The organism is Streptomyces yatensis, from assembly GCF_018069625.1.
Classification (GTDB): Bacteria; Actinomycetota; Actinomycetes; order Streptomycetales; family Streptomycetaceae; genus Streptomyces; species Streptomyces yatensis.
Map to the genome: position 1 here is coordinate 8,889,913 of NZ_CP072941.1, position 26,280 is coordinate 8,916,192.

At 72.1% G+C, this 26,280-nt stretch carries 21 protein-coding genes; 9 read left to right on the forward strand and 12 right to left on the reverse strand.

The features are described 5' to 3' along the window. The first annotated feature begins 40 nt into the window (after positions 1-40). Positions 41-1,447 (forward strand): TerD family protein, encoded by a 1,407-nt coding sequence (locus J8403_RS37325; RefSeq protein ID WP_211128623.1) that lies wholly within the window; start codon positions 41-43, stop codon positions 1,445-1,447. A gap of 25 nt (positions 1,448-1,472) precedes the next feature. Here the strand turns inward: J8403_RS37325 and J8403_RS37330 are convergent, their stop codons facing one another. Next, on the reverse strand, positions 1,473-2,741 hold the full coding sequence (locus J8403_RS37330) for a glycosyltransferase (protein ID WP_211128624.1): 1,269 nt from the start codon (positions 2,739-2,741) through the stop codon (positions 1,473-1,475). Between the two features lie 80 nt (positions 2,742-2,821). Between J8403_RS37330 and J8403_RS37335 the strand changes: the two genes are divergently transcribed. Together J8403_RS37335 and J8403_RS37340 are read left to right on the forward strand one after the other, a co-directional pair. Beyond that, a complete protein-coding gene (locus J8403_RS37335; RefSeq protein WP_211127037.1) occupies positions 2,822-3,616 on the forward strand; it encodes a glutamate racemase in 795 nt (264 codons plus the stop codon). Positions 3,617-3,714: 98 nt separating this feature from the next. Further along, a complete protein-coding gene (locus J8403_RS37340) occupies positions 3,715-4,272 on the forward strand; it encodes a hypothetical protein (protein ID WP_211127038.1) in 558 nt (185 codons plus the stop codon). A 134-nt stretch (positions 4,273-4,406) separates the two neighbouring features. Here J8403_RS37340 and J8403_RS37345 read toward each other — a convergent pair whose 3' ends face one another. Further along, on the reverse strand, positions 4,407-5,417 hold the full coding sequence (locus J8403_RS37345) for an O-antigen ligase family protein (protein ID WP_343245333.1): 1,011 nt from the start codon (positions 5,415-5,417) through the stop codon (positions 4,407-4,409). Between the two features lie 216 nt (positions 5,418-5,633). Between J8403_RS37345 and J8403_RS37350 the strand changes: the two genes are divergently transcribed. From J8403_RS37350 to J8403_RS37360, 3 genes are all read left to right on the forward strand, one after another. Beyond that, positions 5,634-6,113 (forward strand): NUDIX hydrolase, encoded by a 480-nt coding sequence (locus tag J8403_RS37350; protein WP_211127039.1) that lies wholly within the window; start codon positions 5,634-5,636, stop codon positions 6,111-6,113. Positions 6,114-6,168: 55 nt separating this feature from the next. After that, entirely contained in the window at positions 6,169-6,975 is an 807-nt protein-coding gene (locus J8403_RS37355; protein WP_211127040.1) for a 3-hydroxybutyrate dehydrogenase, read from the forward strand. A 245-nt stretch (positions 6,976-7,220) separates the two neighbouring features. After that, complete coding sequence (locus J8403_RS37360; RefSeq protein WP_211127041.1) at positions 7,221-9,275, forward strand: helix-turn-helix domain-containing protein; 2,055 nt, start codon at positions 7,221-7,223, stop codon at positions 9,273-9,275. Here the strand turns inward: J8403_RS37360 and J8403_RS37365 are convergent. From J8403_RS37365 to dhaK, 9 genes are all read right to left on the reverse strand, one after another. Next, entirely contained in the window at positions 9,269-10,690 is a 1,422-nt protein-coding gene (locus tag J8403_RS37365; RefSeq protein WP_211127042.1) for an MFS transporter, read from the reverse strand. The two genes, J8403_RS37360 and J8403_RS37365, sit on opposite strands and share 7 nt — an antisense overlap. 191 nt (positions 10,691-10,881) lie before the next feature. Further along, entirely contained in the window at positions 10,882-11,562 is a 681-nt protein-coding gene (locus tag J8403_RS37370; protein WP_211127043.1) for a TetR/AcrR family transcriptional regulator, read from the reverse strand. A 192-nt stretch (positions 11,563-11,754) separates the two neighbouring features. After that, complete coding sequence (locus J8403_RS37375) at positions 11,755-13,116, reverse strand: cytochrome P450 (protein ID WP_211127044.1); 1,362 nt, start codon at positions 13,114-13,116, stop codon at positions 11,755-11,757. Positions 13,117-13,200: 84 nt separating this feature from the next. Next, the gene (locus J8403_RS37380) at positions 13,201-14,562 is read right to left on the reverse strand and encodes a cytochrome P450 (protein WP_211127045.1); all 1,362 of its coding nucleotides are present in this window, start codon (positions 14,560-14,562) and stop codon (positions 13,201-13,203) included. A gap of 14 nt (positions 14,563-14,576) precedes the next feature. Continuing rightward, positions 14,577-15,500 (reverse strand): terpene synthase family protein, encoded by a 924-nt coding sequence (locus J8403_RS37385; protein WP_211127046.1) that lies wholly within the window; start codon positions 15,498-15,500, stop codon positions 14,577-14,579. Further along, positions 15,497-16,576, reverse strand: a complete 1,080-nt coding sequence (locus J8403_RS37390) for a polyprenyl synthetase family protein (protein ID WP_211127047.1) — start codon at positions 16,574-16,576, stop codon at positions 15,497-15,499. Before J8403_RS37390 ends, J8403_RS37385 begins: the two co-directional genes overlap by 4 nt. Positions 16,577-17,210: 634 nt before the next feature. Continuing rightward, positions 17,211-17,627: a dihydroxyacetone kinase phosphoryl donor subunit DhaM gene (dhaM, locus tag J8403_RS37395; RefSeq protein ID WP_211127048.1), complete on the reverse strand. Its 417-nt coding sequence runs from the start codon at positions 17,625-17,627 to the stop codon at positions 17,211-17,213. Beyond that, positions 17,624-18,259: a dihydroxyacetone kinase subunit DhaL gene (dhaL, locus tag J8403_RS37400; protein ID WP_211127049.1), complete on the reverse strand. Its 636-nt coding sequence runs from the start codon at positions 18,257-18,259 to the stop codon at positions 17,624-17,626. The genes dhaM and dhaL overlap by 4 nt, the downstream gene beginning before the upstream one ends. A 58-nt stretch (positions 18,260-18,317) precedes the next feature. After that, on the reverse strand, positions 18,318-19,310 hold the full coding sequence (gene dhaK / locus J8403_RS37405) for a dihydroxyacetone kinase subunit DhaK (protein ID WP_211127050.1): 993 nt from the start codon (positions 19,308-19,310) through the stop codon (positions 18,318-18,320). Between the two features lie 142 nt (positions 19,311-19,452). On the opposite strand from dhaK, the gene J8403_RS37410 reads away from it, so the two are divergent. Together J8403_RS37410 and J8403_RS37415 are read left to right on the forward strand one after the other, a co-directional pair. Next, positions 19,453-21,561 carry a pyridoxamine 5'-phosphate oxidase family protein gene (locus J8403_RS37410; RefSeq protein WP_211127051.1) on the forward strand — a complete coding sequence of 703 codons (2,109 nt, stop codon included), beginning with the start codon at positions 19,453-19,455 and terminating at the stop codon, positions 21,559-21,561. A 136-nt stretch (positions 21,562-21,697) separates the two neighbouring features. After that, positions 21,698-22,876 carry an acyl-CoA dehydrogenase family protein gene (locus tag J8403_RS37415; RefSeq protein ID WP_059145487.1) on the forward strand — a complete coding sequence of 393 codons (1,179 nt, stop codon included), beginning with the start codon at positions 21,698-21,700 and terminating at the stop codon, positions 22,874-22,876. Positions 22,877-23,672: 796 nt separating this feature from the next. Here J8403_RS37415 and J8403_RS37420 read toward each other — a convergent pair. After that, on the reverse strand, positions 23,673-24,269 hold the full coding sequence (locus tag J8403_RS37420) for a TetR/AcrR family transcriptional regulator (RefSeq protein WP_211127052.1): 597 nt from the start codon (positions 24,267-24,269) through the stop codon (positions 23,673-23,675). Between the two features lie 87 nt (positions 24,270-24,356). Here J8403_RS37420 and J8403_RS37425 point away from each other — a divergent pair, with 87 nt between their 5' ends. Continuing rightward, on the forward strand, positions 24,357-26,189 hold the full coding sequence (locus J8403_RS37425) for an ABC transporter ATP-binding protein (RefSeq protein WP_246586176.1): 1,833 nt from the start codon (positions 24,357-24,359) through the stop codon (positions 26,187-26,189). Positions 26,190-26,280: the final 91 nt, after the last annotated feature.

Sequence of the window (26,280 nt, forward strand, 5' to 3'; positions counted from 1 at the left end):
GTGGCCGAGCGAACAGAGAGGCAGGGGGACGGAAATGGCGATGCGCAAGGGCGGTAACACGCCAGTACCGGCAAGCGCGGTGCGGATCGAGCTCGGCTGGCGCGCCGGACCGGGGGCACCGGACGTGGACGCCTCGGCGCTGCTGCTGATGTCCGGGAAGGTCAGGTCCGACGGGGACTTCGTCTTCTACAACCAGGCGGCGCACTCCTCCGGCGCGGTGCGCCACGAGGGGAAGCGGACCACGGGTGACACCGTGACCGACACCCTTTCGGTGGACCTCGCCCGCGTGGAGTCCGCCATCGACACCGTGGTCCTCGCGGCCTCGGCCGATGGCGGAACGTTCGGTCAAGTCCCCGGTCTGCACATCCGGGTGCTGGACGCGGCGGGCGGCGCGGAGCTCGCCCGCTTCGACAGCGAGGACGCCACCGTCGAGACCGCCTTCGTCCTCGGCGAGCTGTACCGCAGGCAGGGCGCCTGGAAGTTCCGCGCGGTGGGCCAGGGGTACGAGAGCGGGCTGGCGGGGCTCGCCACGGACTTCGGCATCAGTGTCGACGAACCGCAGCAGACGCCGGCTCAGCCCGCGGCCCCCGTTCCCGCCCCCGCCGCGCCGCCGAACGCCGGGCAGAACCCGTACGCGGCACAGGCCCCGCACGCGGCCGCGCCGAACCCGTACGCCGCCCCCGCACCGCCGTCCGGCCCGCCGGCCGGGGCGTACCCGCCTCCGCCGCCCACCGCCGCCTCCACGCCCCTTCCGCCGCCCCCGCCCACCGCACCGGCCGCCCCGGCCCCCGCGCCCGCCACGGCGCCGGTGAGCCTCAGCAAGGTCACCCTGACGAAGGAGGCGCCCGCGGTCTCGCTCACCAAGCAGGGCGGCACCTCCGGCACCATGCGGGTCAACCTCAACTGGCAGGTGCACAAGCAGTTCTCGGGCTGGGCCTCCAAGCTGGGCAAGGCCATGGCCATGCACAACGAGCTCGATCTCGACCTGGGGGCGCTGTTCGAACTCTCCGACGGCAGCAAGGGCGTGGTCCAGGCCCTCGGCAACTCGTTCGGCTCGCTGCACCAGCCGCCCTTCATCCACCTGGACGCGGACGACCGGACCGGTGCCCGGGCGGCCGGTGAGAACCTCACCATCAACCTCGACCACCTGAGCTCGTTCCGCCGGATCCTGGTCTTCGTGACCATCTACGAGGGCGCCCGCAGCTTCGCCAACCTCCACGCCACGGTCACCCTGCAGCCTCAGTTCGGCGCGCCGATCGACTTCTCGCTCGACGAGTGCACCGTCCCGTCCCCGGTCTGCGCGCTCGCGCTCATCACCAACACCGGCAGCGATCTCGTCGTACAGCGCGAGGCCCGCTATCTGGTGCCGCAGCGCGGCGTCAGCCCGCAGCGCACCCTCGACCACGCCTACGGCTGGGGCATGAACTGGACGCCCGGCCGCAAGTGAAGTCCCGGTGCACGGGGCGCGGCCGTCAGGGCGCGGCGCTGGGGCGGGCGTAGGTGCGCCCCTTCCAGGCCGCGCCCTGTCCGAGGTGGTGCCGCACCGCCGAGTCCACGGTCATCAGGAGGTAGAGAAGGGCCGTCAGGGGCAGCAGCGGTGCCAGCCACAGGGTCTGCCGGTAGTAGCGCAGCATCGGGATGTAGCTGCCCGCCATGAGGACCCAGGCGGCGGCGCCCAGCGACAGGAGCGCGGGACGCCCCGTCAGCACCCCGGCGGCCACGGCCGCGGGCGGCGCGAGATACACCACCGCCAGCCCCGCGACCGTCATCAGCAACAGCAGCGGATTGTGGCGCAGCTGGGTGTACGCGCTGCGCGTGACCATCCGCCACAGCTCGCCCAGCCGCGGATACGGCCGCACGCTGTCGACCCGGTCGGCCAGCCCCAGCCAGATCCGTCCGCCGGACCGTTTCACCGTGCGGGCCAGCGCCACGTCGTCGATGACCGACTGCCGGATCGCCTCCGGGATCCCGGCCCGCTCGGCGGCCTCCCGGCGCAGCAGCACACAGCCGCCCGCGGCCGCCGCGGTGCGCCCCCGGGGCCGGTTGACCCACCGAAAGGGGTACAGCTGGGCGAAGAAGTAGACGAAGGCGGGCACGATCAGCCGCTCCCAGCCGGTCGCCACCCGCAGCCGCGCCATCTGGGAGACCAGATCCAGTCCGTTCGCCTCGGCCGCGCGCACCAACTCCCGCAGGGAGTCCGGTTCATGGGCGATATCCGCGTCCGTCAGCAGGAGGTAGTCGACGCCGACGTCGTCCTTACGGTCGCCGTCGTCACGGTCGCCGTCGTCACGGCCGCCGTCGTCCCTATGGGCGCCGTCGTCCTTACGGTCCGCGGCGAGACGGGTCGTCGCGAGCGCCATGCCGTGCCGCACCGCCCACAGCTTGCCGGTCCAGCCGGGGCCGGGTTCGCCGGGGGAGTCGACGGTCAGCGGCAGCCCGCCGTACTCCTCGGCCAGTTCACGGGCGAGCTTTCCGGTGCCGTCCGAGCTGCCGTCGTCGATCAGGAAGATCTCCGCCGGCCCCGGATAGTCCTGGGCGAGCAGCGAGGGCAGGCTGGCCCGAAGCACGGCGGACTCGTCCCGGGCGGGCACCACGACGGCCACCGAGGGCCATGCCGCGGGCTCCGGCGGCCCGGAGCCGTCCGGGCCCCTCCGGGGCAGCCGGACGTCCGTACGCCAGAAGAAGCCCTGGCCCAGCAGCAGCCACAGCCATGCGGCCAACGACCCGGCGGCGATCCACATCAGCGCGCTCACCCGCCGAAGTCTGCCCGAAGGTGTGCCCGGCCGTCGGGCGCACCGGACCGATCCATTAAAGTGACCGGGTGAAGATCGCGCTTATGGACTCCGGAATCGGGCTCTTGCCCACCGCCGCCGCGATGCGCCGACTGCGGCCGGACGCCGATCTCCTTCTCTCCTCCGACCCCGCCACCATGCCGTGGGGTCCGCGCACGCCCGAGGACGTCACCGAGCTCGCCCTGGGCTGCGCCCGGGCCGCCGCCGCGCACCGCCCCGACGCGCTGATCGTCGCCTGCAACACCGCCTCCGTCCACGCCCTGCCCGCGCTGCGCGCCGAGCTGGAGCCCGTTCTGCCGGTCGTCGGGACCGTGCCCGCCATCAAGCCCGCGGCGGCCGGGGGAGGTCCGATCGCGATCTGGGCCACCCCGGCCACCACCGGCAGCCCGTACCAGCGCGGACTGATCCGCGACTTCGCGGACGGCGTCGAGGTGACCGAGGTGCCGTGCCCGGGGCTCGCGGACGCGGTGCAGCACGCCGACACCGAGGGGATCGACGCCGCGGTGGCCGCCGCGGCGGCCCGCACCCCGCGCGAGGTAACGACCGTCGTCCTGGGCTGCACCCATTACGAACTGGTCGCCGACCGCATCCGGGCCGCCGTGCAGCAGCCGGACGCGCCGCCGATCGCCCTCCACGGCTCGGCCGGGGCCGTCGCCGCCCAGGCCCTGCGCCGGATCGGCGCCGACCCCTTCCCGCCGGACGGCGCGGCCGCCCCCGGGGGGCTGACCGTCATCCTCGGCGGGCGCGAGGCCGCCTTGCCGGAGGTCGCCCTGACCTACGCCGAGGGAGCGCTGCTGGCACCCGTGGCCCCGGCGCGGGGTTGACAGCGGCGCCTCTTGCGGTGCGCTGACCGAAACGCTCTTCACCAGCGGAATCACTCTCCCCGCTGCCGTGTGGGCGGAATCTGAGTACGCTGCCAACCATGAGGCACCACGACCACGGAACGCCGAGCGCCCACGGGCAGCCGCCCGCGGTCTGGACCGGACGAGCCCACAACCGGGTGCAGTGGGTGCTGGCCGTGGCGGGCGCCGCGTGCCTGGCGCTCGGTGTCGACCTCGCCGTCGACTCACCATGGGGTTCCGGCCTCGCTCCGCTGCTGATGTCCGTCATCGGCTGTGTCGCCGCCGGGCTGCTGATGCTCTTCGGCACCCTCGCCTTCGTCCATGTGGCGGTACGGGTCGACGACGAAGTGCTGGAGATCCGCTGCGGCCATATGGGGCTCCCCCGCCGCCGTATCCCGCTCAGCGATGTGGTCCACGCCGATGTGGCCCGCAAGGTCACCCCCTGCCAGTGGGGCGGCTGGGGCTACCGCTGGCGCCCCGACAAGGGCACGGCGGTGGTGGTGCGCCGGGGCGAGGGCGTGGTGGTCCGCCTCGGGGACGGGCGCGTCTTCACGGTCACGGTGGACGACGCGGAGGCGGCGGTCCGGGTCATCCGCGACCGGCTGCGGCTGATCGCGGCGCGCACCTCCCAGGTCTAGCCGGTCCCCGTTCCCCTCTTGCGGGGGACGGGGATGTCTTTCGGGGGAGGCGCTGTCCGTCGCGGCCATCGGCGGCCCGCATGCACTGTCGTCGGACGCGTTCGAGAGCGCGTGCTCTCCCGCCGTGCCGGGTCTCATGGCACCGCCCCCGGGTCGTCGTTCAGGCGGGCGGTCGCCAGTCCGGCGAGGAGACCCGCTCCCGCGGTGATCTGGGAGAAGCTCAGGGCGTTGCCCAGACAGGACACGACGGCCAGTGCCGTGAGCGCCGCGGCCGCCGTAAGGACCACCGGAGTCGGGCGCGGGGAGCGCCACAGGGCGTGGAGCATCCAGCCGAAGGCGGCGCCCAGCAGGATCACCCCCGGCAGCCCCTGACCGGCCGCCTGCTGCAGCGGCGCCGAATGGGGCTTGGCCTCTGTGCCCTGCGGCTGGGCCGCCGCGGGGCTCAGCTCACCGAAGCGGTCCGGGCCCGCACCGCGCAGCGGGTCCGTCTCCTCGATACGGACCGCGTCCTGCCACAGCCGGATCCGGTGCTCGGTGAGATGGGCGCGCAGGGCGGGCGGGAGACCGCCCGGGACCGCGTCCTTGGACACCGCCCAGGTGCCGCCGACCGCGACCGCCGCGATCAGCACACATACGGCGAGCGCCGGCAGCCGGTGCCGGCGCCGGGCGGCGGTGAGCGAGCACACCAGGACGGCCCCGCTCGCGACCGCGCCCGCCGTCGAGCCGGCCATCGCGGCTGTCAGCGTGATCGCCGTGGCCAGCAGCCACAGCGCCGGGCGAAGCGCCCGCGGGGCGGCCCAGGCCGCACAGCAGACCGCGCCCGTGGCCAGGGTGAGCTGTCCCGGGCCCGCTCCCTCATGGCCGGTGAGCCCATACGGCGAGGCGCAGGCCAGGCCGAACCCCGCGAGCCCGGCGGCCGCCGTCGAGGCCACCGGCAGCAGCGAGCCGGCCATCCGGCCGCAGGCGTAACCGGCGGCCACCGCCAGCACCGCCAGCAGCACCCCCTCGGGGCGGGCCGGCCGCCCCATGGCCGCGATCAGGGCCCAGACGGCGCAGCCGGCCAGGATCAGAACCCCCGCGATATCGGATGCGCCGGCACATCCGTCGGCCGGTCTGCCGTGGTCCTGCACGACAGGCTCCACCACTGATGACGTCATCCCGTCGACCCCCCGTCGTGACGGGCACCGCACCGACACGCCTTACGGCCGTGGTGCGAGCCATGACACCCGAAACCGTAGCGCTTGTCATAAGGAATGTGTATATGGTGCGCAGAAACGATGAGTCGGTCGTGAAACACCCGCCGCGGAGGGCGCCGTTCGGCCGCCGTGCGCGCCCCCTTTTCCGCCCGATACGCTCGGCCCATGCCGACCCCCGACTTCATCCGTGACCTCAGGGCCTCCATCGGTCACCAACTGCTGTACCTGCCGGGCGTGAGCGCCGTGGTCTTCGACGACCAGGGGCGGGTGCTGCTGGGCCGCCGGGCCGACAACGGCCGCTGGACGATCATCTGCGGCATCCCCGAACCCGGTGAGCAGCCGGCCACGGCGGTGGTCCGCGAGGTGGCGGAGGAGACGGCGGTGCGCTGTGTCCCCGAACGCATCGTGCTCGTACGGACCCTGGCGCCGGTGACCTACCCCAACGACGACCGGTGCCAGTTCGTGGACGTCTGCTTCCGCTGCCGCGCGGTCGGCGGCGAGGCGCGGGTGAACGACGACGAGTCGCTGGACGTCGGCTGGTTCCCGCTCGACGCGCTGCCCGAGATGGAGGACTTCTCCCTGTCCCGTATCAAGCAGGCGCTCGAGGACGGCCCGACATGGTTCGAGCCCACCGTCGCGGAGTGAAGTATGTGCCGCCCCCACATCGGACCGGGCCCCAGGGCTGCCTAATGTGCCCCTCATGAGCGCGTCCACCACACCAGGCCCGGGCCCCCGGCCGTCCGACGGCCTCGATCTGTCCGGCCGTACCGCACTTGTCACGGGCGCCGCCGGGGGCATCGGCCGGGCCTGTACGCTGCGGCTGGCCACCGCCGGGGCGCGGGTGCGGGCCGTCGATCTGGACGCCGAGGGCCTCACCGACCTGGTCGCCGCGGCCTCCGGACTGCCCGGCCCGGTCGAGGCCCACCCCCTCGACCTCACCGACCTCGACGCCGCCGAACGGGTCGCCGCCGGCATCGACATCCTGGTCAACAACGCCGGGCTGCAACTCGTCCGGCCCATCGAGGACTTTCCGCCCGAGGTCTTCTCCCGGGTGCTCACCGTGATGCTCGAGGCCCCGTTCCGGCTGGTGCGCGGCGCGCTGCCGCATATGTACGCACAGGGCTGGGGCCGGATCGTCAACGTCTCCTCGGTGCACGGGCTGCGCGCCTCCCCGTACAAGTCGGCCTATGTGGCCGCCAAACACGGTCTGGAGGGGCTCTCCAAGGTCGCCGCCCTGGAGGGCGCGGCGCACGGGGTGACCTCCAACTGCGTCAACCCCGGCTATGTGCGCACCCCGCTCGTGGAGCGGCAGATCGCCGACCAGGCCGAGGCCCACGGGATCTCGCCGGAGCGGGTCGTCGCCGAGGTGATGCTGGCCGATACGGCGGTCAAGCGGCTGGTCGAACCCGATGAGGTCGCCGAGGCCGTCGCGTATCTCTGCGGTCCGCACACGTCCTTCGTCACCGGTGCCTCGCTGAGTATGGACGGCGGATGGAGCGCCCACTGAGCGGCCCATCGGATCGGTCACCGGGCGACGAGGGCCGATTGGCTCAGCCACCGGGCCACGAAAACCAATTGGCTCAGCCATTGGCGGACAGTGGCCGATTGGCTCAGCCACTGGCGGACAAATTGGCTCAGCCATCGACGGACGGTGGTCCATTGGCTCAGCCACCAGGCCGCGTATTGCCCGGCCGCTCCATAGAAGGGGTACCGGGCCGCCTTACGGCTGGCGTCGTCGGGCCCGGCGGGAGTATGCCTGTGACCATGCCCGACGACCGGCCGGAGGCCCCCTACCTGGAACTGCTCGTACGCGGCGCGCCCGCCGAGGCGTACGAGCGCCCGGTGCTGCGCGCCCGCGCCGACAAGGCCCCGGCCGACCGGCTGGCGGCCCTGGAGAGCGCCAAGCTGCTCGCCCTGCGGGTGCGCGGCGAGCTGGAGGGGCGACGGCGCCGCGAGGCCGAACTGTCCGCCCTCTACGAGACCGCCCACGACCTGGCGGGGCTGCGCGATCTGGACGCGGTGCTCCAGGCCATCGTGCAGCGCGCCCGCTCCCTGCTGGGCACCGAGGTCGCCTATCTGACGCTGAACGATCCGACGGCCGGTGACACCTATATGAGGGTCACCGACGGTTCGGTCTCGGCCCGCTTCCAGCAGCTGCGGCTCGGCATGGGGGAGGGGCTCGGCGGCCTGGTGGCCCAGACCGCCCGCCCCTATGTCACCGAGAGCTACTTCCACGATCCGCGGTTCCAGCACACCCACACCATCGACGCGGGCGTCAGGGACGAGGGGCTCGTGGCCATCCTCGGGGTGCCGCTGCTGCTCGGCAGCGGTGTCATCGGCGTGCTGTTCGCGGCCGACCGCCGGGCCCGGGTGTTCGAACGCGAGCAGACGGCCCTGCTCGGTTCGTTCGCCGCCCATGCCGCCGTGGCCATCGACACCGCCCATCTGCTCGCCGAGACCCGTGCGGCGCTCGCCGAGCTGGAGGCCGCCAACGAGATCATCCGGGACCGCAGCCGGGTCATCGAGCGCGCCTCCGAGGTCCACGACCGGCTCACCGAGCTGGTGCTGCGCGGTGGCGGGGTGCACGACGTGGCCGATGCCGTGGCCGAGGTGCTCAGCGGTTCCGTGGAGTTCCTCGAGGTCGGCGAGGCGCCCGCGGCGGCCGTCGACCGGTCCCGGGCCGACGGCCACGCGGTGCGCGACGGCGAGGAGGACTGGGTCGCCGCCGTCTCGGCGGGTGGCGAACTGCTCGGCGCGCTCGTGCTGCGCGGCCACCCCCGGCTCGACCCCATGGACCAGCGCACCCTGGAGCGCGCCGCGATGGTCACCTCGCTGCTGCAGCTCGCCCGCCGCTCGGCGGGCGAGGCCGAACAGCGGGTGCGCGGTGAGCTCCTGGACGACCTCCTCGACACCCCCGACCGCGAGCCCCGGCTGCTGCGCGAGCGCGCCGCGCGCCTGCGGGCGGACCTGGACACGCCCCATGTGGTGCTCGCCGCGGGCATCGAGGCCCTGGACAGCGGCGCCCCCGCCACCGGTTCCGCCGCCGCACACGGAAGCGGCCCCGGCGGCACACCCGGAAGCGGACCGGGTGCGACACCGGGAAGCAGATCAGGCGGCGCACCCGGCGGTGGGCCCGGTGGCGCGCCCGCCGAGGACGCCGAGGGCCGTCGGCGGCTGTGGTCCGCCGCGTCCCATCTGGCGGTCACCCGGCACGGTCTGGCCGCCACCCGCGACGGCGGCACCGTGCTGCTGCTGCCGCTGGCCGACGGCGACACCGCCGACGCCCTCGCCCGCCGCACCGCCCGGCAGTTGGGCACCGCCGTACACGCCGCGGTCACCGTCGGCGCCTCCGCACCCGTCCCCGCGCCCGCCGCACGGCCCGGGGAGGTCGCCGCGGGCTATGCCGAGGCGCGGCGCTGTCTGGCCGCCCTGCGGGTGCTGGGCCGGGCCGGACAGGGCGCCGCCGCCGAGGACTTCGGCTTTCTCGGGCTGCTGCTGGCCGGTACCCGCGAGGGCGCCCCGGACGGCACCGGCGTCCAGGACTTCGTGACCCGCACCGTGGGCGCGGTCATCGACTACGACGAGCGGCGCGGCACCGAGCTGATCCGCACCCTCGACGCGTACTTCGCCGGCGGCATGAGCCCGGCCCGTACGAAGGACGCCCTCCACGTGCACGTCAACACGGTGGCGCAGCGGCTGGAGCGGGTCGGGCGGCTGCTCGGCCCCGACTGGCAGTCGCCCGCCCGCTCCCTGGAGATCCAGCTCGCCCTGCGGCTGCACCGCCTGGCCTCGGCCGTGGGCTACTGAGCCGAGGCCGAACGGGCCGTGCGCTCCGCCGCGTCCGGTGCCGGCCGCGGGGACGGGGCCGAGGTCGGTTCGACGGCGGCCAGATCGCGGTCCCGGGTCTCCTTGGCGACGCCCACGGCCACCAGGGTGAGCAGGGCCGCCGCGATCACATAGAGGGCGATCGGGGTGGCGCTGCCGTAGTCGGCCAGGAGCGCGGTGGCGATCAGCGGGGCGGGCGCACCGGCCGCGACGGACGCGAACTGCGCGCCGATCGACGCCCCCGAGTACCGCATCCGGGTCGCGAACATCTCGGAGAAGAAGGCCGCCTGGGGCGCGTACATGGCCCCGTGGAAGACCAGCCCGACCGTCACGGCGAGCAAGAGGGCCGGGAAGCCCTTGGTGTCGATGAGGAGGAAGAACGGGAAGGCCCACGCGCCCACGCCCACCGCGCCCAGCAGATACACCGGGCGGCGCCCGATCCGGTCCGACAGCGCGCCCCATGCCGGGATGACCGCGAAGTGCACGGCCGAGGCGATCAGTACGGCGTTGAGCGCGGTCTGCTTGCCGAGGCCCACATGGTCGGAGGTCGCGTAGACCAGGACGAAGGCGGTGATGACGTAGTAGCTGATGTTCTCCGCCATCCGTGCGCCCATGGCGATCAGCACATCGCGCCAGTGGTGGCGCAGGACCGCCACCAGCGGCATCTTCTCGGTGGTCGCCTCGCCCGCGGCCGCCTTACGGGCCTCGGCTCGGGCCTGTGCCGCCTTGAAGACCGGCGATTCATCGACAGAGAGACGAATCCACAGGCCGACCAGGACCAGCACCCCCGAGAGCAGGAACGGCACCCGCCACCCCCACGACTCGAAGGCGCTGTCGGAGAGCAGGGCGGTGAGCGCGGAGAGCACCCCCGTGGCCAGCAACTGCCCGGCCGGGGCGCCGGTCTGCGGCCAGGACGCCCAGAATCCGCGCCGTCGCGCGTCCCCGTGCTCCGACACCAGCAGCACCGCCCCGCCCCATTCGCCGCCGAGCGCGAAGCCCTGGATCAGACGCAGCGCGGTGAGCAGTACGGGCGCGGCCGAACCGACCGTGGCGTGGGTGGGCAGCAGCCCGATGGCGCAGGTCGCGCCGCCCATCATCAGCAGACTCAGGATCAGCAGCTTCTTACGGCCGAGCCGGTCGCCGTAATGGCCGAAGACCAGGGCGCCGACCGGGCGGGCGGCGAAGCCGACCGCGTAGGTCAGGAACGACAGCAGCGTGCCGACGAGCGGATCCGAGTCCGGGAAGAAGAGCTTGTTGAAGACGAGCGCGGCCGCCGAGCCGTAGAGGAAGAAGTCGTACCACTCGATGGTGGTGCCGATCAGGCTCGCGGCGACGATACGGCGCAGCGAACCGGGCGGGGTCGGGGGAGCGGAGGCCGGAGAATCCGGGGTGGTCATGGGTCACCACTTCCGAGCGGGGTGCGGGGACGATTTTGTGTTGCCACACCGTAGAAATGCGCACTTCGGCTCGGATATGTAGGCGGGCGACACACTTCACCCGGCCGCTGTGGTGATCCGCCCCGCCCAGGACGCCCCGGGTCGGCGCGTCCCGCCCCGAATGCCCCCTAGTCGGCCCGTCCCATCCGCGGCTAGTCGGCCCGTCCCATCCGCGGCCGCCGCACCTTGCCGAGCTGGAGCATGGCGGCGCCGAGCTGGTCCCCGGTGAGCGAGGGGGCCGGGAGCGGGTGGGACCCCTCGGGGCGCAGTCCGTCGAGCAGCAGGGCCAGATAGCGGCGCCAGGCCAGCGGTGCGGCGACGGTCGAGCCGGGGACCGCGCGGCCGAGCGCGGCCAGCAGGAACAGCAGGTCCTCCGCGGTGGCGTCCTTACGGGCCGCGCCCTGCTCCTGCGCACGGCGCAGAAGGACGTCGAGCGTCTTGTGGTTCTCCTTACGGAGCGCGTCGAGCGAGGGGACGCCCTGGATGCCGGTGGTCATCAGGTCGTTGGTGCCCCGGTCGGCGGCGAGCAGCCCGAATATGCGCTCCAGATAGGCCGTCAGGCCGATCCAGGCGTCCGGCGCCGAGCGGGCCTCCTCGGCGGCCCGCAGGATGTCCCGCAGGGAATCGCCGAATACCGCCTCGATGAGTTCCGCCCGGCCGGCGAACCGCCGGTAGAGAGTGGCGCTGCCGACTCCGGCCCGACGGGCGATGTCGTCGAGCGGGGCGTCCACACCCTGATCCGTGTAGATCTCCCGGGCGGCAGCTATCAGCATCTCGCGGTTGCGCCGTGCGTCTCGGCGCAACGGTGTCTCTTTCTCCACACGGCTGCCCATGGCCCGCAACCCTAACACTAACCGGGGGAATCTCTCCGGTTAGGTGTTCAGATCATTGAAGGAACGGGGAACGATCCCCGATTCCGGTTTCGGGGGAAGCCGCGATCGGCCGCTGCGGGAGGGCGTGATCGACGGCCCGCCTCAGCAGGGGACGCTCGACGGACCGCCCCGGTCCGCCGAGCGCCAGTGCGTTCAGCGTGGTTCCGGAATCATGCGCAGCGGACCGGCCGTGAGGCTCATCTGCGGCCTCGGCCGGATCTTCGTCCGCGGAATCGGGCGCATCCGCCAGCGGCCCGCGATCGCGGCCAGGGCGAGCGTCGCCTCCGTCATGCCGAAGACGTCGCCGATGCACTTCCGGCTGCCACCGCCGAACGGCAGATACGCGCCGCGCGCCACGTCCTTGGCCCGCTCGGGAAGCCAGCGGTCGGGGTCGAAGGATTCCGGGTCGGGGAAGAGGGCCGGATCGCGGTGCAGCACATACGGGCTGATCAGCACGTCCGACGCCGGGGGCAGCCGCCGTCCGCCGAGCTCGGTGGCCTCGGTGGTGGTCCGGGTGACCAGCCACGCGGGCGGGAAGAGCCGCAGCGCCTCGCTGAACACCCGCTGGGTGTGGGCGAGCCGGGGGACGTCGGCGTAGCGCGGGGCCCGCCCGCCCAGCACCTCGTCGACCTCGGCGTGCAGCGCGGCCTCGGCCCGGGGATTGCGGCCGAGCAGGAACCAGGCCCAGGTCAGCGCGGAGGCGGTGGTCTCGATCCCGGCCAGCAGCAGGGTCATGACCTGGTCGTGGATCTCCTGGTCCGACATCGTGCCGCCGGTCTCGTCGTCCTGCGCGGCGAAGAGCGCGGACAGCACATCGCCGCGGTCGCCGTCGTCCGCCCGCTTGTAGTCGTCGATCATGCGGTCGATGAGCTGGTTGAGCCGGGTGAGCGCGTCGTCGAAGCGCCGGTTCGCCGCGAGCGGGAGCCTGGCCATGAGCCCGGTGGGGTCGATCGCCTGCCGGTAGGCGCCCTCCACGACGATGGGCAGACAGTGCTGGATCTCGGCCACGGCATGCGGCGCCATATCGGTCGAGAAGAGCGCACGGGCCGTCACCCGCGCGGTGAGCGCGAGCATCTCATGGCTCACGTCGAGGGGACGGCCCGCCGTCCACGCCGTCGACTCGGCCTCGCACTCCTCCTCCATCACCTCGGCGTACGTGGCGATCCGGGCGGCCTGGAAGGCGGGCTGCACCAGCCGGCGCTGCCGTCGGTGGTCCGCCCAGTCGGAGGTGATCAGGCCGTTGCCCAGGATGGGCTTCGCCTTCTCCTTGACCGGCCCGCCGGTGTCGTAGATCCGCGCGTTCACCAGCACCTGCTGGACCAGTTCCGGATGACAGGGCAGAAAGACCGGCCGGGGCCCCAGCCGGAGCTCGACCAGATCGCCGTAGGCGGGCAGGGAGGCCAGGAACTGAAGTGGCTTGCGGCCCATCAGCAGGGCATGGCCGGCCAGCGGAAGCCGGCCGGGGGCGAGGGCGTGCCGCCAGTGGCGCGTCGCCGGATGCTGCGCGGTCCTCATGCGGAAGATGTCCTTCGCTCGCGAGGTGGAGAGTACGGAAGGTACGGGGCGTCCGGTCCGGGGCGGACCCCGGACCGGACGTCGTCAGCGTGGCTCGCACACCATGGGCAGCGGGCCGGGTTCGAGCGTCGCCTTCGGCTCGGGGCGCAACGTCGTCCCGGGCACCGGGCGAAGACGCCACCGACTCGCGATCGTCGCCACGATCAGGGCGGTCTCGGTCAGCGCCAGGACGTCCCCGATGCACTTGTGGCTGCCCGCGCCGAACGGGAGCAGCGCCCCGCGCGGCACGTCCTTGGCCCGGTCGGGGAGCCAGCGCTCGGGGTCGAACCGCTCGGGTCCGGGGAACAGGTCGGGGTTGTGGTGCAGCGCCTGGGCGCTGTAGAGGATCATCGTGCCCGCCGGGATGGTCCGCCCGCCGAGGTCGGTCTCGGCCGCCGTGACCCGCATCGCCATCCAGGACGGCGGATACAGCCGCAGCGACTCGGTGATGACCCCGCGGGTGTACTCCAGGGACGGCAGGTCCTCGAAGGTGGGGATGCGGCCCTCGAGGACCTCGTCGATCTCGGCGTGCACTCGCTTCTCCACCTCGGGGTGGGCGCCCAGGAGATGGAAGACGAAGGCGAGCGTCGAGGCGGTGGTCTCGCTCCCGGCGACCAGGAAGGTGACCACCTGGTCCAGGACCTCGCCGTCGTCCAGCCGCTCGCCGGTCTCGGGGTGTTCGGCGCGCAGCAGCATGGAGAGCAGATCGCCGTGGTCGGCGCCGGAGCGGCGGCGGTCGCGGATCAGCTCGTCCACGATGCTCCGCAGCCGGGCATTGGCCCGGTCATAGCGGCGGTTGCCCGGGGTGGGGAGCTTCTCCATGATGCCCAAAGGCGCCATGGTGCGCTTGTAGATGCCGTGCGAGACGATGCGCAGACAGTGGCGCGCCTCGTCGATCGTCGCCTCGTCGATCCCGGTGGAGAACAGCGTCCGCGCGGCGACCCGCATCAGCAGGGCGTGCATGGTGTCGCCGATGTCCAGCGTCCGCCCCGGCTCCCAGGAGCCGATCGCGGCGCGGGTGTCATCGGCGACCGCGGCGGTGTAGTCGGCGATCTTCGGAGTGTGGAACGCGGGCTGGATCATCCGCCGCTGGGTGCGGTGGTCCTCGCCCCGGGAGACCGAGAGGCTGTTGCCGAGCAGCTGCCGCGCCTTCTCGAAGACCCCGCCCTTGTCGAACACACGGGGATTGAGCAGCACTTGGCGGACCAGCTCGGGATGGCAGGCCAGATAGGCGCGGCTGGGCCCCAGCCTGACCTCCACCAGATCGCCGTGGGCGGGCAGGGACGCCAGGAACTGCAGCGGACGGCGCCAGAGCGCCACGGTGTGTCCCAGCAGCGGCATCGAGCCGGGCGCCGTGCCGGTGGTCCAGGGGCGCTCCGGCTGTGCGGAGCTCTTCGCGGGAGTCACGGTTCCCCGTTCCCTTACTGAATGCGGGAGTTGACGTCGTTGACGGCCGTCTTGTAGCGCTTGTTGCTGATGGTCCAGACGAAGTTGCCGTAGATCAGATCGAGGAAGACGTCCTGTGTCAGCCGGTCGAACACCTTGATGCACTCGATGTCCTCGATCATGTCATCGAGCCGGGCCTGGAAGAACTCCTTGAACGTGGTCTCGTCGCTCACATCGCAGAGCCGGAAACAGTTGGTGATCTGGCCCAGCGAGACCTCGCGATCATAGGAGTAGAAGTCGTTGACGATGGTGAGTCCGCGGGTGGTCATCCGCGCGGCCAGGCTTGTCCTGGCGTGTTCGGTGAACTCCGGATGCCGGTAGATCGGGTACGACATCTTCATCCAGAAGTCGACACCGATGTCCGTGACCCGGAAACGGAAATACTGCTCCGGGGACGTGGTGCACAGCGCCGCCTTGATGGGCGAGTTGCGGAACATATGGTCGCTGGTGACGAAGGCGCGGGCGGCCTCGTACGCGACCTGTGCGTCCTCGGGGCCGTAGTACTTCTCGCAGATCGCGCGCAGCCGCGGCAGGAAGAGATCGAAGTCATGCAGTGCGGGATCCATGTCGTCCCACACGAATGTCACGCAGTTCAGGACGCAGACGGCCTTGAACGCTTCCATGTCCTTGATATGGCGGGGACTCTGGGACCACAGCACCACCCCCATATAGGAGATCCAGCGCTCATCGGAAACCGATTTGCCGAGGGGGGCCACCGCCGCGTTGCAGTCGGCTATGACCTCGCGCAGTTCGGCGTCGGTCAATTCGACCTTGGTGGGCCGGGTGACGACATGGCGGTCGAACATCTCCTGGAAGCGGCCGGTGCACTCCTCCAGGTACGGGCGGACGCTGCTCCGGCTGATGTCCTGGGCCCCGGCCGTGGAAAGTCCTGTCGTCATGAGTTCCTCACAGTGGCCATGCGGGCGATCAGCTTCAGCGCGTTGACCGCGTCCGCGGTGAATGGGGCGTCGTCGAGGGCCCGCAGGGCCTGTGTCCGGCGGTCGTCGATCATCTGCTCGACGGCCTCCCGGGCGGTGGTGGCGGCGAAGATCTCCTGGATGGTCACGGCGTCCCGCTCGTCCAGCCGCGGATTGCCGATGAGGCTGCGCAACCGCGCCGCCTGGGCGCTGTCGGAGCCGCGCAGGGCGAGCGCTATCAGGGTGGTGTTCTTCCCGGCCCGCAGATCGTCCAGCTGGGACTTGCCGGTGGACTCCGGATCGCCGTACACGCCCAGCAGGTCGTCGCGGAGCTGGAACGCCTCGCCGAGCGGCAGGGCGTAGGCGGTGAACGCCTCCATGGCCTCCGGGCCGGCGCCCGCGATGGCGCCTCCGACGTGCAGCGGACGCTCGATGGTGTACTTGGCGGTCTTGTACCGGTTGACCGTGAGGGTGGCCTCGACGTCGTCCGTCAGCTCCCCGGTGGCCTGCAGATCGAGGTACTGGCCCAGCATCACCTCGGTGCGCATCTCCGACAGCAGCGGCAGTACGGCGTCGAACTGGGCGGCGGTGAGGCCGGCCGAGTGCAGCAGCTCGTCCGACCAGGTGAGCGCGAGGTCGCCGAGCAGCACCGCCCCGCTGACCCCGAACCGCTCGATCTGCTCCGGCCTGCGGTCGGTGGCGCACAGCGCGGCCAGGGTGCGATGGATGGTCGGCCGGCCGCGGCGGGTGTCGCTGTCGTCCATGACGTCGTCGTGGATCAGCGCGAAGGCGTGGAACATCTCCAGGCAGGCGGCCACCCGGAACACCGCGTCGGTGTCCTCACCGCCGCCGACGGCCTGCCATCCGGTGACACACAACAGGGGCCGTATGCGTTTTCCGCCGGACAGGAAATCCTTGAGCAGTCCGGAGAGATACGGCAGATGGTGTTGCGGAGTGGTACGGGCCTTGGCCGTCAGAAAGTCTTCGAGTACGACGTCCACCGACTCGCGGACGGTATCCGCGTCCAAGCGGCCGGGGCTGAGCGTGGGTGTGGTCATGCGACTGACTCCTCCACGTCGAAAATGTCGATATCCGTTGATTAAGGAGAAGAAAACAGGCACGCGGAAACCCTTGCTTCTCCGGAAAATATGGATTGCCGTCCGCGCTGTGTGCGGCACCATGAAGGCAGAAGCGGGGGTGCGACCGCTGCCTCATGGTCGATGTGTCGAACGCGCCGCGACGGGCGCGAAGATCAGACGCTCAAGGAACCATGAGATCGGCGCGGTCGGGTCATTTCCGCACGTGGAATCCGAGCCGGCCCGCAATGGGGCCCTGGCCGGTGGGACACCCGCGTCGGCATCATCGGTTCGATGGATGCCAGGTGCGCGCGGGCACACTCAATTACGCCCATTTATTCCCCCTGAGTGCCGCCGGTCCCCCCACTCGGACATCAGCAGTCTAGACGCAAGATCGACGGATTCGGAAGCCCGTTCTGGTATCGCGCCTATCACTTGACGGCCGGGGGCCGGTGAGGTCTCGCCGTGCGCGAGGCGGTCCGAAACGGGCGACTCGCCCCGTACGCGGCGAGCATCAGTGCAATAAACGGCCCGCAATATTGCGACGGGGGAGTCGTTGAAGGCTGAACGGGGCCCCGCCTTCGTCGGCGGAGCCCCGTTCAATAGCGGTGCGGTGTCAGACCTTGCGGTAGTCGTACGCCTCCGAGGCCGCCTGGAGCACCCCGTCCACATCCGCCCCGGTGGAGGCGGTGACGAGGGCCGCGACCGCCCCCTCCACGAGCGGCGCGTCCACCAATCGGGTGCCCTCCGGCAGTTCATCGCCCTCGGCCAGCAGCGCCTTGACGGCCAGGACCGCGCTGCCCAGGTCCACCAGGACGGCCACTCCGGCGCCCCGGTCGACCGCCTGGGCCGCCTCCGCTATGAGCTCCGGACTGGTGCCGAACCCGCCGTCCTCGGTGCCGCCCGCGGCGCGGACCGGTGCCGCGCCACCGCCGGACAGCCCCTTCGCCATCTCGGCCACCGAGTCCGCCACCGCCGCGCTGTGCGACACCAGCACTATGCCGACCAGCTTCTTCTCACCCTCGTCGGTCATCGTGCCGCCTCCGCCAGTGCCGCGATGAGCAGCGCCGACGAGGTGGCGCCCGGGTCCTGATGGCCGACGCTGCGCTCACCCAGATAGCTGGCCCTGCCCTTGCGCGCCAGCATGGGCACGGTGGCCAGCGCGCCCTTCTCGGCGGCCTCGCCCGCGGCGGCGAACGACCCGGTGGCCCCGCCCAGCGCCTCGACGGCGGGAAGCAGCGCGTCCAGCATCGTCTTGTCGCCGGGCGCGGCGCCGCCGAGCTGCGCCACCGCGTCCACCCCGGCCCGCAGCGCGTCCGCCAGCTGCTGCGGGGTGATCTGCTCGGCGTCGCCGAGCGCCTTTCCGGCCCGCCGCAGCAGCGTTCCGTACAGCGGTCCGGAGGCCCCGCCCACCTTGGAGATCAGCTGGCGCCCGGCCAGGATGAGCGTGGCCCCGGGCGAGCCGGGCGGCTCCTTCTCCAGCGCCTCGGTCACGGCGGCGAAGCCGCGCTGCATATTGGTGCCGTGGTCGGCGTCGCCGATCGCGGAGTCCAGATCGGTGAGGCGGGCCGCCTCACGGCTCACGGACGTGGCCGCGGCGGTGAGCCAGCGGAGGAAGAAAGGGGTGTCGAGCGTGTCATCGACGGCGGGTTCACTGCTGGACACAGGCGCCTCCTCGGTCGTAGCCAACGGCGACAGCGTACGTATCGGGGGCCGGCCGGCCTCAGGCACCCCAGCGCAGCCCGGCGGTCCGCACGGGCGCGTCCCACAGCCGCAGGAGGTCCTCGTCGACCTGGCACAGTGTGATCGAGGCGCCCGCCATGTCGAGTGACGTGACGTAGTTGCCGACGAGCGTACGCGCCACCGCCACCTGCCGCTCGCCGAGTGCCCGGTGCACCTCGGCGGCGAAGCCGTACAGCTCCAGCTGCGGGGTCGCGCCCATGCCGTTGACCAGGAGCAGCACCGGGTTCTCCGGGCGCAGGTCCTCGACCACCACCTGCACCGCGTAGTCGGCGATCTCGTGGGAGGTCATCATCGCCCGCCGCTCACGCCCCGGCTCGCCGTGGATGCCCACGCCCAACTCCAGCTCCCCGGCGGGCAGTTCGAAGGTGGGGCCGCCCTTGGACGGGGTGGAACAGGGGCTGAGCGCGACGCCGAAGCTGCGCGAGAGCTCGTTCACCCGCCGGGCGATCGACTCCACCCGCTCCAGCGGCGCGCCCTCGGCGGCCGCCGCACCCGCGATCTTCTCCACGAACAGAGTGGCCCCGGTGCCGCGCCGGCCCGCCGTGTAGAGGCTGTCGGTCACCGCCACATCGTCGTTGACCAGGACCTTCGCGACCTGGATGCCCTCGTCCTCGGCGAGCTCGGCGGCCATGTCGAAGTTGAGCACATCGCCCGTGTAGTTCTTGATGATGAACAGCACGCCCTTGCCGCTGTCCACCGCCGCCGCGGCGCGCACCATCTGGTCCGGCACGGGGGAGGTGAACACCTCGCCGGGGCAGGCGGCGTCGAGCATGCCGGGTCCCACGAAACCGCCGTGCAGCGGCTCATGTCCCGATCCGCCGCCGGAGACCAGTCCCACCTTGTCCTCGACCGGCGCGTCCCGCCGGACGATCACCCGGTTCTCGACGTCGACGATCAGTTCGGGGTGGCAGGCGGCCATTCCGCGCAGCGCGTCGGCGACCACCGTCTCGGGGACGTTGATGAGCATCTTCATGGGTGTGTCCGTCCTCCGCCGGATGGGGGCTGTGCACCGCTGCAACAGCCTACGGATCCGTCGCGTCCATGGCACCCCTTGGACACTGAGCCGGATGGCCTAATAGGACGAAAAAGGTACATAGATATCATATGGTGCGCGCATGGAGAATACTGCCGCACCGGCGGCCGCCGTCCTGCCCCCGCGCCCCCAGCCACGCCAGCCGCGGCGGTACCGTCGCCCGGCCCCCTGGCTCGGGCTGGTGGCCATCGGGTACGCCCTGGTCCAGCTCGCCATGGTCATCCCGCACACCGGCCACGCGCTGGGCTGGGACGAGTCCGTGTACGTCTCCCAGGTCGATCCGCGCACCCCGCCCGCGTACTTCAGCGCACCCCGCTCGCGCGGCGTCAGTCTCCTGGTCGCGCCCCTCGTGGCGGCGACCGACTCCATCCCGGCACTGCGGATCCTGCTCATGCTGCTCTCCGCGGGCGCGCTCTACGGCGCCTTCCGGGTCTGGGCCCGGCTGCTGCCCCCGGCCCAGGTCGCCCTGGCCGCGCTGCTCTTCTCCGGACTGTGGATCACCCAGATCAGCGGGCCCGCGGTGATGCCCAACCTCTGGGTGGCGATCGGCGCCGTCGCCGCCGTCGGCTGGTTCCTCCGCGCGTCGCACGAGACCAACGCCCGCTGGTGGCTGGCCGCCGTCCTCGCGGGCGTCACCCTGGTGCGCACCCCCGACGGGGGATGGCTCACCCTGCCGCTGCTGATCGGCGCGATCGGGGTGCGCACCTGGCGGCCGGCCCTGCCCGCGCTGATCGGCGGACCGCTGCTCGGCGCCGCCCAGTGGATCGGCGAGGCGTACGACCGCTTCGGCGGCATCGGCGAGCGGCTGAACATCTCCAGCGACGTCGAGGGCGGCATGGGCCTCCACTTCAGCGTGGGGGCCGCGCTGCGCAGCCTCAACGGACCTCAGCTGTGCCGCCCCTGCGAGGTGCCGCTGCGCCACCCGGAGCTGACCGTATGGTGGCTGGCACTGCCCGTGCTGACCCTCCTGTGCGTCCACGCCGCACTGCGCGACCGCCAGGAGCTGCGCCGGGTGCGGGTGGGGTTGGGCAGACCCGCCGCCCGGCTCCCCGCCGTACCGCTGACCGTGCTGCCCATCGTCTGCGCGGCCACCCTCGCCCTGCCGTATCTGCTGCTCATCGGCTACTCCGCACCGCGCTTCCTGATGCCCTCCTACGCGCTGCTGGCGCTGCCGATCGCCGGTCTTGTGTTCCGCGCGGTGCGGGCCGCGCGCTCGCCGCAGCACCTGGCGGTCGCCCTCGGGGTGGTCATCACCCTCCATCTGGCCAGCCAGTTCGTCATTCTCCACCACACCGCCAAGCAGTCGGACCACACCACCGGGCGCTATCGCGCCGCCGCGCAGGGGCTGCAGCGGCTGGGGCTGCGGCCGCCCTGTCTGGTGACCGGCGACCGCGCCCTGCCCGTCGCGTACCACGCGGGCTGCTCCTCCGCGCAGACCAGCGGCAACAACCGGTCCACCACCCTGCCCACGCTGCTGCGCCGCGCCGCCCGTGAACCCACCGCGCTGCTGCTGCGGCGCGGCCAGGCCCGGCCGCCGTCCTACGCCCGGACCTGGGTCGCCTATCCGCTGCCGGGCACCGAGTGGAACGCGTATCTGCCGCCGGATCAGGCGCGGGAGTCGGAAGCCGGGAAATCCCGACAGGAGACGTCCGGAAACGGCCCGAGCATGGGCGCCATGACGATGACCTACCCGACCACCAGCTGGGCCGGATTCGCGGCGGCCGAGCCCGCCTTCGCCGACTGGGCCCAGGACCGCTTCGGCCGCTACCGCCACCATGTGCTGGCCACCCTGCGCCAGGACGGCTCCCCGCGGGTGACACCGCTCGAAGTCACTTTCTCCTCCGGTGAGTTGTGGCTGGGCATGATGCCCGACTCGCGCAAGGCGCTCGACCTGCGCCGCGATCCGCGGTTCTCGGTGCAGGCCAATCCCGGCCCCGGCGAGGGGCTGACCGAGGGCGATGTGCGGGTGAGCGGACGGGCGGTCGAGGTCACCGACCCCGAGACGGTCGCCCGCTTCGCCGAGGAGGTCCGGCCGCCCGAACCCTTCCACCTCTACCGCGCCGAGCTGACCGAGGTGGTGCACACCGCCCTGGAGAACGGGGAAATGGTGCTGCGCACCTGGCGTCCGGGCCAGCCGGTACAGGTCCTGCGGCGCGGCACCGACGACAGCCCGCCCCGGGTGGAGGGCTGAGGCCCGGGCCGTGGACCGGGTCGACGGGCCCGGTCCACGGCCCTTCCGTATTGTTGGAACACGTTCTACCGTGCCCCTCGATCCCAGGACGCTCCCAGACCGCCGTCACGGCGCACGCGAGACTCCAGGAGGGGCCGTGGACCTCGAATACACCCCTGATCAGCGGCGGTTGCGCGATGAGCTGCGCGCGTACTTCGCCCAACTGGTCCCCGACGACGCCTACGCCCGCTACGCCGACTCCACCGGGCAGAAGCGGTTCTACCGCGAGACCATCCGCCGGCTCGGCACCGACGGCTGGCTGGGGGTCGGCTGGCCCCAGGAGTACGGCGGGCGCGGGCTCGGCCCGGTCGAGCAGTTCATCTTCTTCGACGAGGCGGCCCAGGCCGGTGTGCCGCTGCCGCTGATGGCGCTCAATACGGTCGGGCCCACGATCATGCGGTTCGGCACCGAGGAGCAGAAGGCGTACTTCCTGCCCAAGGTCCTCTCCGGCGAGATCGACTTCGCCATCGGCTACAGCGAGCCCGACGCCGGTACCGACCTCGCCTCCCTCAAGACCCGCGCGGTGCGCGACGGCGACGACTACATCGTGAATGGCCAGAAGACCTGGACGACCAACGGCGACACCGCCGACTGGGTCTGGCTCGCGGTCCGCACCGACCCCGACGCCAAACCCCACAAGGGCATCAGCATCCTGCTGGTCCCGACCGCCGACCCCGGCTACTCCGCCACCCTCATCAAGACCCTCGCCTCCCACGACACCACCGCCAGCTACTACGAGAACATCCGCGTCCCCGCCACCCGCCGGGTCGGCCCCGAGAACGAGGGCTGGCGCATGATCACCACCCAGCTCAACTACGAGCGGGTCACCCTCGCCGCCCACGGCACCATGGCCATCCGCGCCCTGCGCGGCGTCCGCCAGTGGGCCGCCGACACCAAGCTCCCCGACGGCCGCCGGGTGATCGACCTGGCCTGGGTGCGCGGCCGGCTGGCCCGTACCCACGCCCGGCTGGACGCCATGAAGGTGCTCAACTGGCAGATGGTGGACGCCCTCCAGCGCGACACCCTGACCCCACAGGACGCCTCCGCCGTCAAGGTGTACGGCTCCGAGGCGCGCCGCGACGCCTACGCCTGGCTGATGGAGATCGTCGGCGCCGCGGGTCCCCTCAAGGAGGGCTCGGCGGGCGAGGTCCTCCACGGAGAGCTGGAGCGCGGCTACCGCAGCAGCGTCGTCTTCACCTTCGGCGGCGGCAACAACGAGATCCAGCGGGAGATCATCTCCTGGATCGGCCTGGGGATGCCACGGGTGCGCCGCTGAGAAGGTGAGGGGCGATCGGTCGCCCGCAGTGCCGTATGCGTGGGGTGCATCTCGCCGATGCTGTGCTGCGCCTGCCCTTCACCGTGACTGACGCGGCGCCGCGCCCACCATCCGCCTCCCCGCGGTGAATGCCCCCGACCGGGGGCATCATCGCCTGGCCAGCAGGGGACAGGGCCGGGACCAAGCGCTCCTCCTCTGCCCTGGCCGGTCTGCGAACACGCAGGTCAGACGTGCGTCCATGGACGAGTGGTCAACCCCTCCGCCAAGTGGCTGGAGGCCCCGGCGCTCGGTCAAGACGCGCCCGCCCACTCGGCCGCGTGCTCCCGCGAAATGGAGCCGGTCCACCGGCGCGGTCAGCATCCTCCGGGAGGAGGCCCCGAGAGGGCTTGGCGCCAGGCAGGAGTAGGAACCCAGTGCGTAGGGGTCGGCGGACCGGGATGTCCGCGGGAACGCTTCCGGCCGCGGGAGGGCAGAGGAACGGGTAGGGCCCCCGCCGGCCGCGCCGCCGCTGTCGGAACCGCCCACCGTTGCTCCGGTTGCCGCCGCCCCCTTTCTCCTTCGCGCACGCCGCGAGGCTTCCGGTCGCGACCGCTGCCGTGCCACCGGCGAGGACGGCACGCCGGCTCAGCAGGCGGAGCTTGTGTTCCATGACGCATCGGCTTCCTGGTCGTGAGGGCTCTGTGCGGCCCACACTTCCCGCCCCGGCCGTCCGACCGGCATCCACCGACCGGCGGTCGCACCCCCGCCGACCGGAGGGAACGGGCACTCACCGCGCCAGGCCCGGAGCGGCCGGGGCTCAGGCGGTGGTGGCCTTCCTGAGCGTGCGCAGGCACAGGGAGATCGCGGTGTGCTTGGGGGTGCCGTGTTCCCGGGTCTGCTCCCAGGCCGCGTAGAGCAGGGCCCACAGGACGTTCTGCAGCCAGGTGGCGTCGACGTCGGGGTCGAGCGTGCCGTCCTCCTGGCCGCGCCGGACGAGGGCGAGCACGGCACGGTCGGACGGAGCGTCCTTTTCGTCCTCCAGGCCCGACCACGCCCAGAACTGGGGCACGTCGTCCAGCAGCATCAGACGGTCACCGAGTTCGAAGTACTCCAGGCACAGGCGGTCCAGGGCTTCTGGGGCCGTGCCGTCGTCGAGCCGTGCGCGGTCGGTCGCCGTCTCGATCCGCTCGCGTACGTCCGTACCGATGGCCGCGAGCAGGTCGGACCGCTCGGGGAAGTACCGGTGGACGGTGGTGCGCCCCACCCCGGCCGCCTCCGCCACGTCGGCCAGGGAGGCCGCGTGGTCGGCGGAGAGCCGGGCGACGGCGGCGTCCAGGATCGCGCGCCGGGTGCGGGCGCGGGTGGTGCTCTCGTGCGTGGTTGTGCCGTGCGCGGCAGTGCGGTCGGACCCCATGCGCCCACGGTAGTGCCTCGCCGGTGCACCGCATGCCGAATCGAAACTCAGTTGACCTTTTTGGAACGGCGATGTTCCATTATGGGTATGTCCACCTCCACCCCGTCCCTGCCCCGCGTCCGAAATGCCGCACCGCGGCTGCGCATCCTGTGGTCGTTCGCCCGTCCCCATCGGCCCACGCTGATCCACGGTCTGTGCCTGGCCCTGGTCGTATCCGGTCTCGGCCTCGCCACCCCCATGGTCACCAAGCAGATCCTCGACGCGCTGGGCAGCTCGACGTCGCTGGTGGGCCCGGTGACGACGCTCCTCGTCCTGCTGGTGGTCGGCGGCGCGGTGTCGTTCCGGCAGTGGACGCTGCTCGGCACGCTGGGCGAGCGCGTGGTCCTCGAGGCCAGGCAGTCGCTGGTACGCCGTTTCCTGCGGGCCACCGTGCCCGCCGTCACCTCGCGCCCGGCCGGCGAGCTCGTCACCCGCGTCACCTCCGACACGGTGCTGCTGCGCGAGGCCGCCTCGGAATCGCTGATCGGCCTGATCAACGGGATGGTCATGCTCGTGGGCAGCCTCGTCCTGATGGGCTGCCTCGACCCGGTGCTGCTCGCCACCACCCTGGTCGCCGTGGTGCTCACGGGTGCGGTCTTCGCGTTCCTGATGCCCGGGATCGCGCAGGCGCAGCAGCAGGCCCAGGAACACGTGGGGCGGCTCGGCGGCCTCCTGGAGGGCACGCTGCGGGCGATACGCACCGTGAAGGTCAACCGCGCCGAGGACCGCATGGAAGGGCGGATCATGACCGACGCGCGTGCGGCGGCGCGGTACGGCACCCGGGCGGTCCGCCGCGAGGCGCTGGCCTGGACGACGGCGTGGTCCGGCATCCACCTGGCCATCATCGCGATCCTCGGTGTGGGGGCCTGGCGCGTCGGCGAGGGCCGGCTCGAGGTCTCGGGCCTGATCGCCTTCCTGCTGTACGCGTTCGCGCTGATGGAGCCCGTCACCGAAGTCAGCGAGAACGTCACCAAGTTGCAAGCCGGCATCGCCGCGGCCGAACGCATCCGGCAGGCCGACGCCCTGTCCACCGAGGCCACCGCCCCCACCGCCGACGGCACCTCCACCGCCGACGGCACACGCACCGTCGCGAGCCCGGACGAGACTCCCGTTCTGCGCCTCAGCAAGGTCACCGCGGCCTACGGCCCGGATCGGGCGCCCACCGTGCGGGACATCGACCTCACGATCCCCCGGCGCGGCCACACCGCGATCGTCGGCCCGTCGGGCGCGGGCAAGACGACCCTGCTCTCCCTCGTGCTGCGCTTCCTCGAACCGACACACGGCGAGCTGCTCCTGGACGGCCGTCCGTACCGCGGTCTCACCCACGCCGACGTCCGTTCCCGCCTCGCCTACGTCGAACAGGACACCCCGCTGGTCCCCGGAACGATCCGCGACAACCTCCTGCTCGCCCGACCCGACGCCACCACGGATCAACTCCGGCAAGCGCTGCGGGACGTCCGGCTCGCCGACAAGGTCGACGCACTCGACGACGGCCTGGACACACCCCTGTCCTCGGCCGACGTCTCCGGCGGCGAGCGCCAGCGCATCGCCCTGGCCCGTGCCCTGCTCGCCACCCCCGATGTGCTGCTCCTGGACGAGGCCACCGCCCAGCTGGACGGTCCGACCGAGGCGGCCGTGCACGACTGCATCCGCTCGCGTGCGGTCACCGGCGCCGTGGTGACGATCGCCCACCGCCTGTCGACCGTCGTCGACGCGGACACGATCGTCGTCATGGAGGCCGGCCGCGTGCGCACCCAGGGCCGCCACGAGGAACTTCTGGAGTCGGACGCCCTCTACCGCGACCTGGTGGAGTCCCTGCGCATCGCCGCACCCGCCGCGTCGGGCTCCGCGTCGCAGGTGACCGCCGGGCGGGCGGCCTAGACGAGCGCGTTCGTGGAACGGTCACGGTGCACCGTTCCACGAACGGCGATCGCGGAGCCGTCGGGCACCTGAGGAGGTGCGCCCGTCACCG

Excerpts from the sequence above, each read along its gene's own strand:
- J8403_RS37325 (WP_211128623.1), top strand. The coding sequence starts at position 41 with ATGCGCAAGGGCGGTAACACGCCAGTACCGGCAAGCGCGGTGCGGATC.
- J8403_RS37330 (WP_211128624.1), bottom strand. The coding sequence starts at position 2,741 with ATGTGGATCGCCGCCGGGTCGTTGGCCGCATGGCTGTGGCTGCTGCTG.
- J8403_RS37340 (WP_211127038.1), top strand. The coding sequence starts at position 3,715 with ATGAGGCACCACGACCACGGAACGCCGAGCGCCCACGGGCAGCCGCCC.
- J8403_RS37350 (WP_211127039.1), top strand. The coding sequence starts at position 5,634 with ATGCCGACCCCCGACTTCATCCGTGACCTCAGGGCCTCCATCGGTCAC.
- J8403_RS37355 (WP_211127040.1), top strand. The coding sequence starts at position 6,169 with ATGAGCGCGTCCACCACACCAGGCCCGGGCCCCCGGCCGTCCGACGGC.
- J8403_RS37360 (WP_211127041.1), top strand. The coding sequence starts at position 7,221 with ATGCCTGTGACCATGCCCGACGACCGGCCGGAGGCCCCCTACCTGGAA.
- J8403_RS37365 (WP_211127042.1), bottom strand. The coding sequence starts at position 10,690 with ATGACCACCCCGGATTCTCCGGCCTCCGCTCCCCCGACCCCGCCCGGT.
- J8403_RS37370 (WP_211127043.1), bottom strand. The coding sequence starts at position 11,562 with ATGGGCAGCCGTGTGGAGAAAGAGACACCGTTGCGCCGAGACGCACGG.
- J8403_RS37375 (WP_211127044.1), bottom strand. The coding sequence starts at position 13,116 with ATGAGGACCGCGCAGCATCCGGCGACGCGCCACTGGCGGCACGCCCTC.
- J8403_RS37385 (WP_211127046.1), bottom strand. The coding sequence starts at position 15,500 with ATGACGACAGGACTTTCCACGGCCGGGGCCCAGGACATCAGCCGGAGC.
- J8403_RS37390 (WP_211127047.1), bottom strand. The coding sequence starts at position 16,576 with ATGACCACACCCACGCTCAGCCCCGGCCGCTTGGACGCGGATACCGTC.
- dhaM (WP_211127048.1), bottom strand. The coding sequence starts at position 17,627 with ATGACCGACGAGGGTGAGAAGAAGCTGGTCGGCATAGTGCTGGTGTCG.
- dhaK (WP_211127050.1), bottom strand. The coding sequence starts at position 19,310 with ATGAAGATGCTCATCAACGTCCCCGAGACGGTGGTCGCCGACGCGCTG.
- J8403_RS37410 (WP_211127051.1), top strand. The coding sequence starts at position 19,453 with ATGGAGAATACTGCCGCACCGGCGGCCGCCGTCCTGCCCCCGCGCCCC.
- J8403_RS37420 (WP_211127052.1), bottom strand. The coding sequence starts at position 24,269 with ATGGGGTCCGACCGCACTGCCGCGCACGGCACAACCACGCACGAGAGC.
- J8403_RS37425 (WP_246586176.1), top strand. The coding sequence starts at position 24,357 with ATGTCCACCTCCACCCCGTCCCTGCCCCGCGTCCGAAATGCCGCACCG.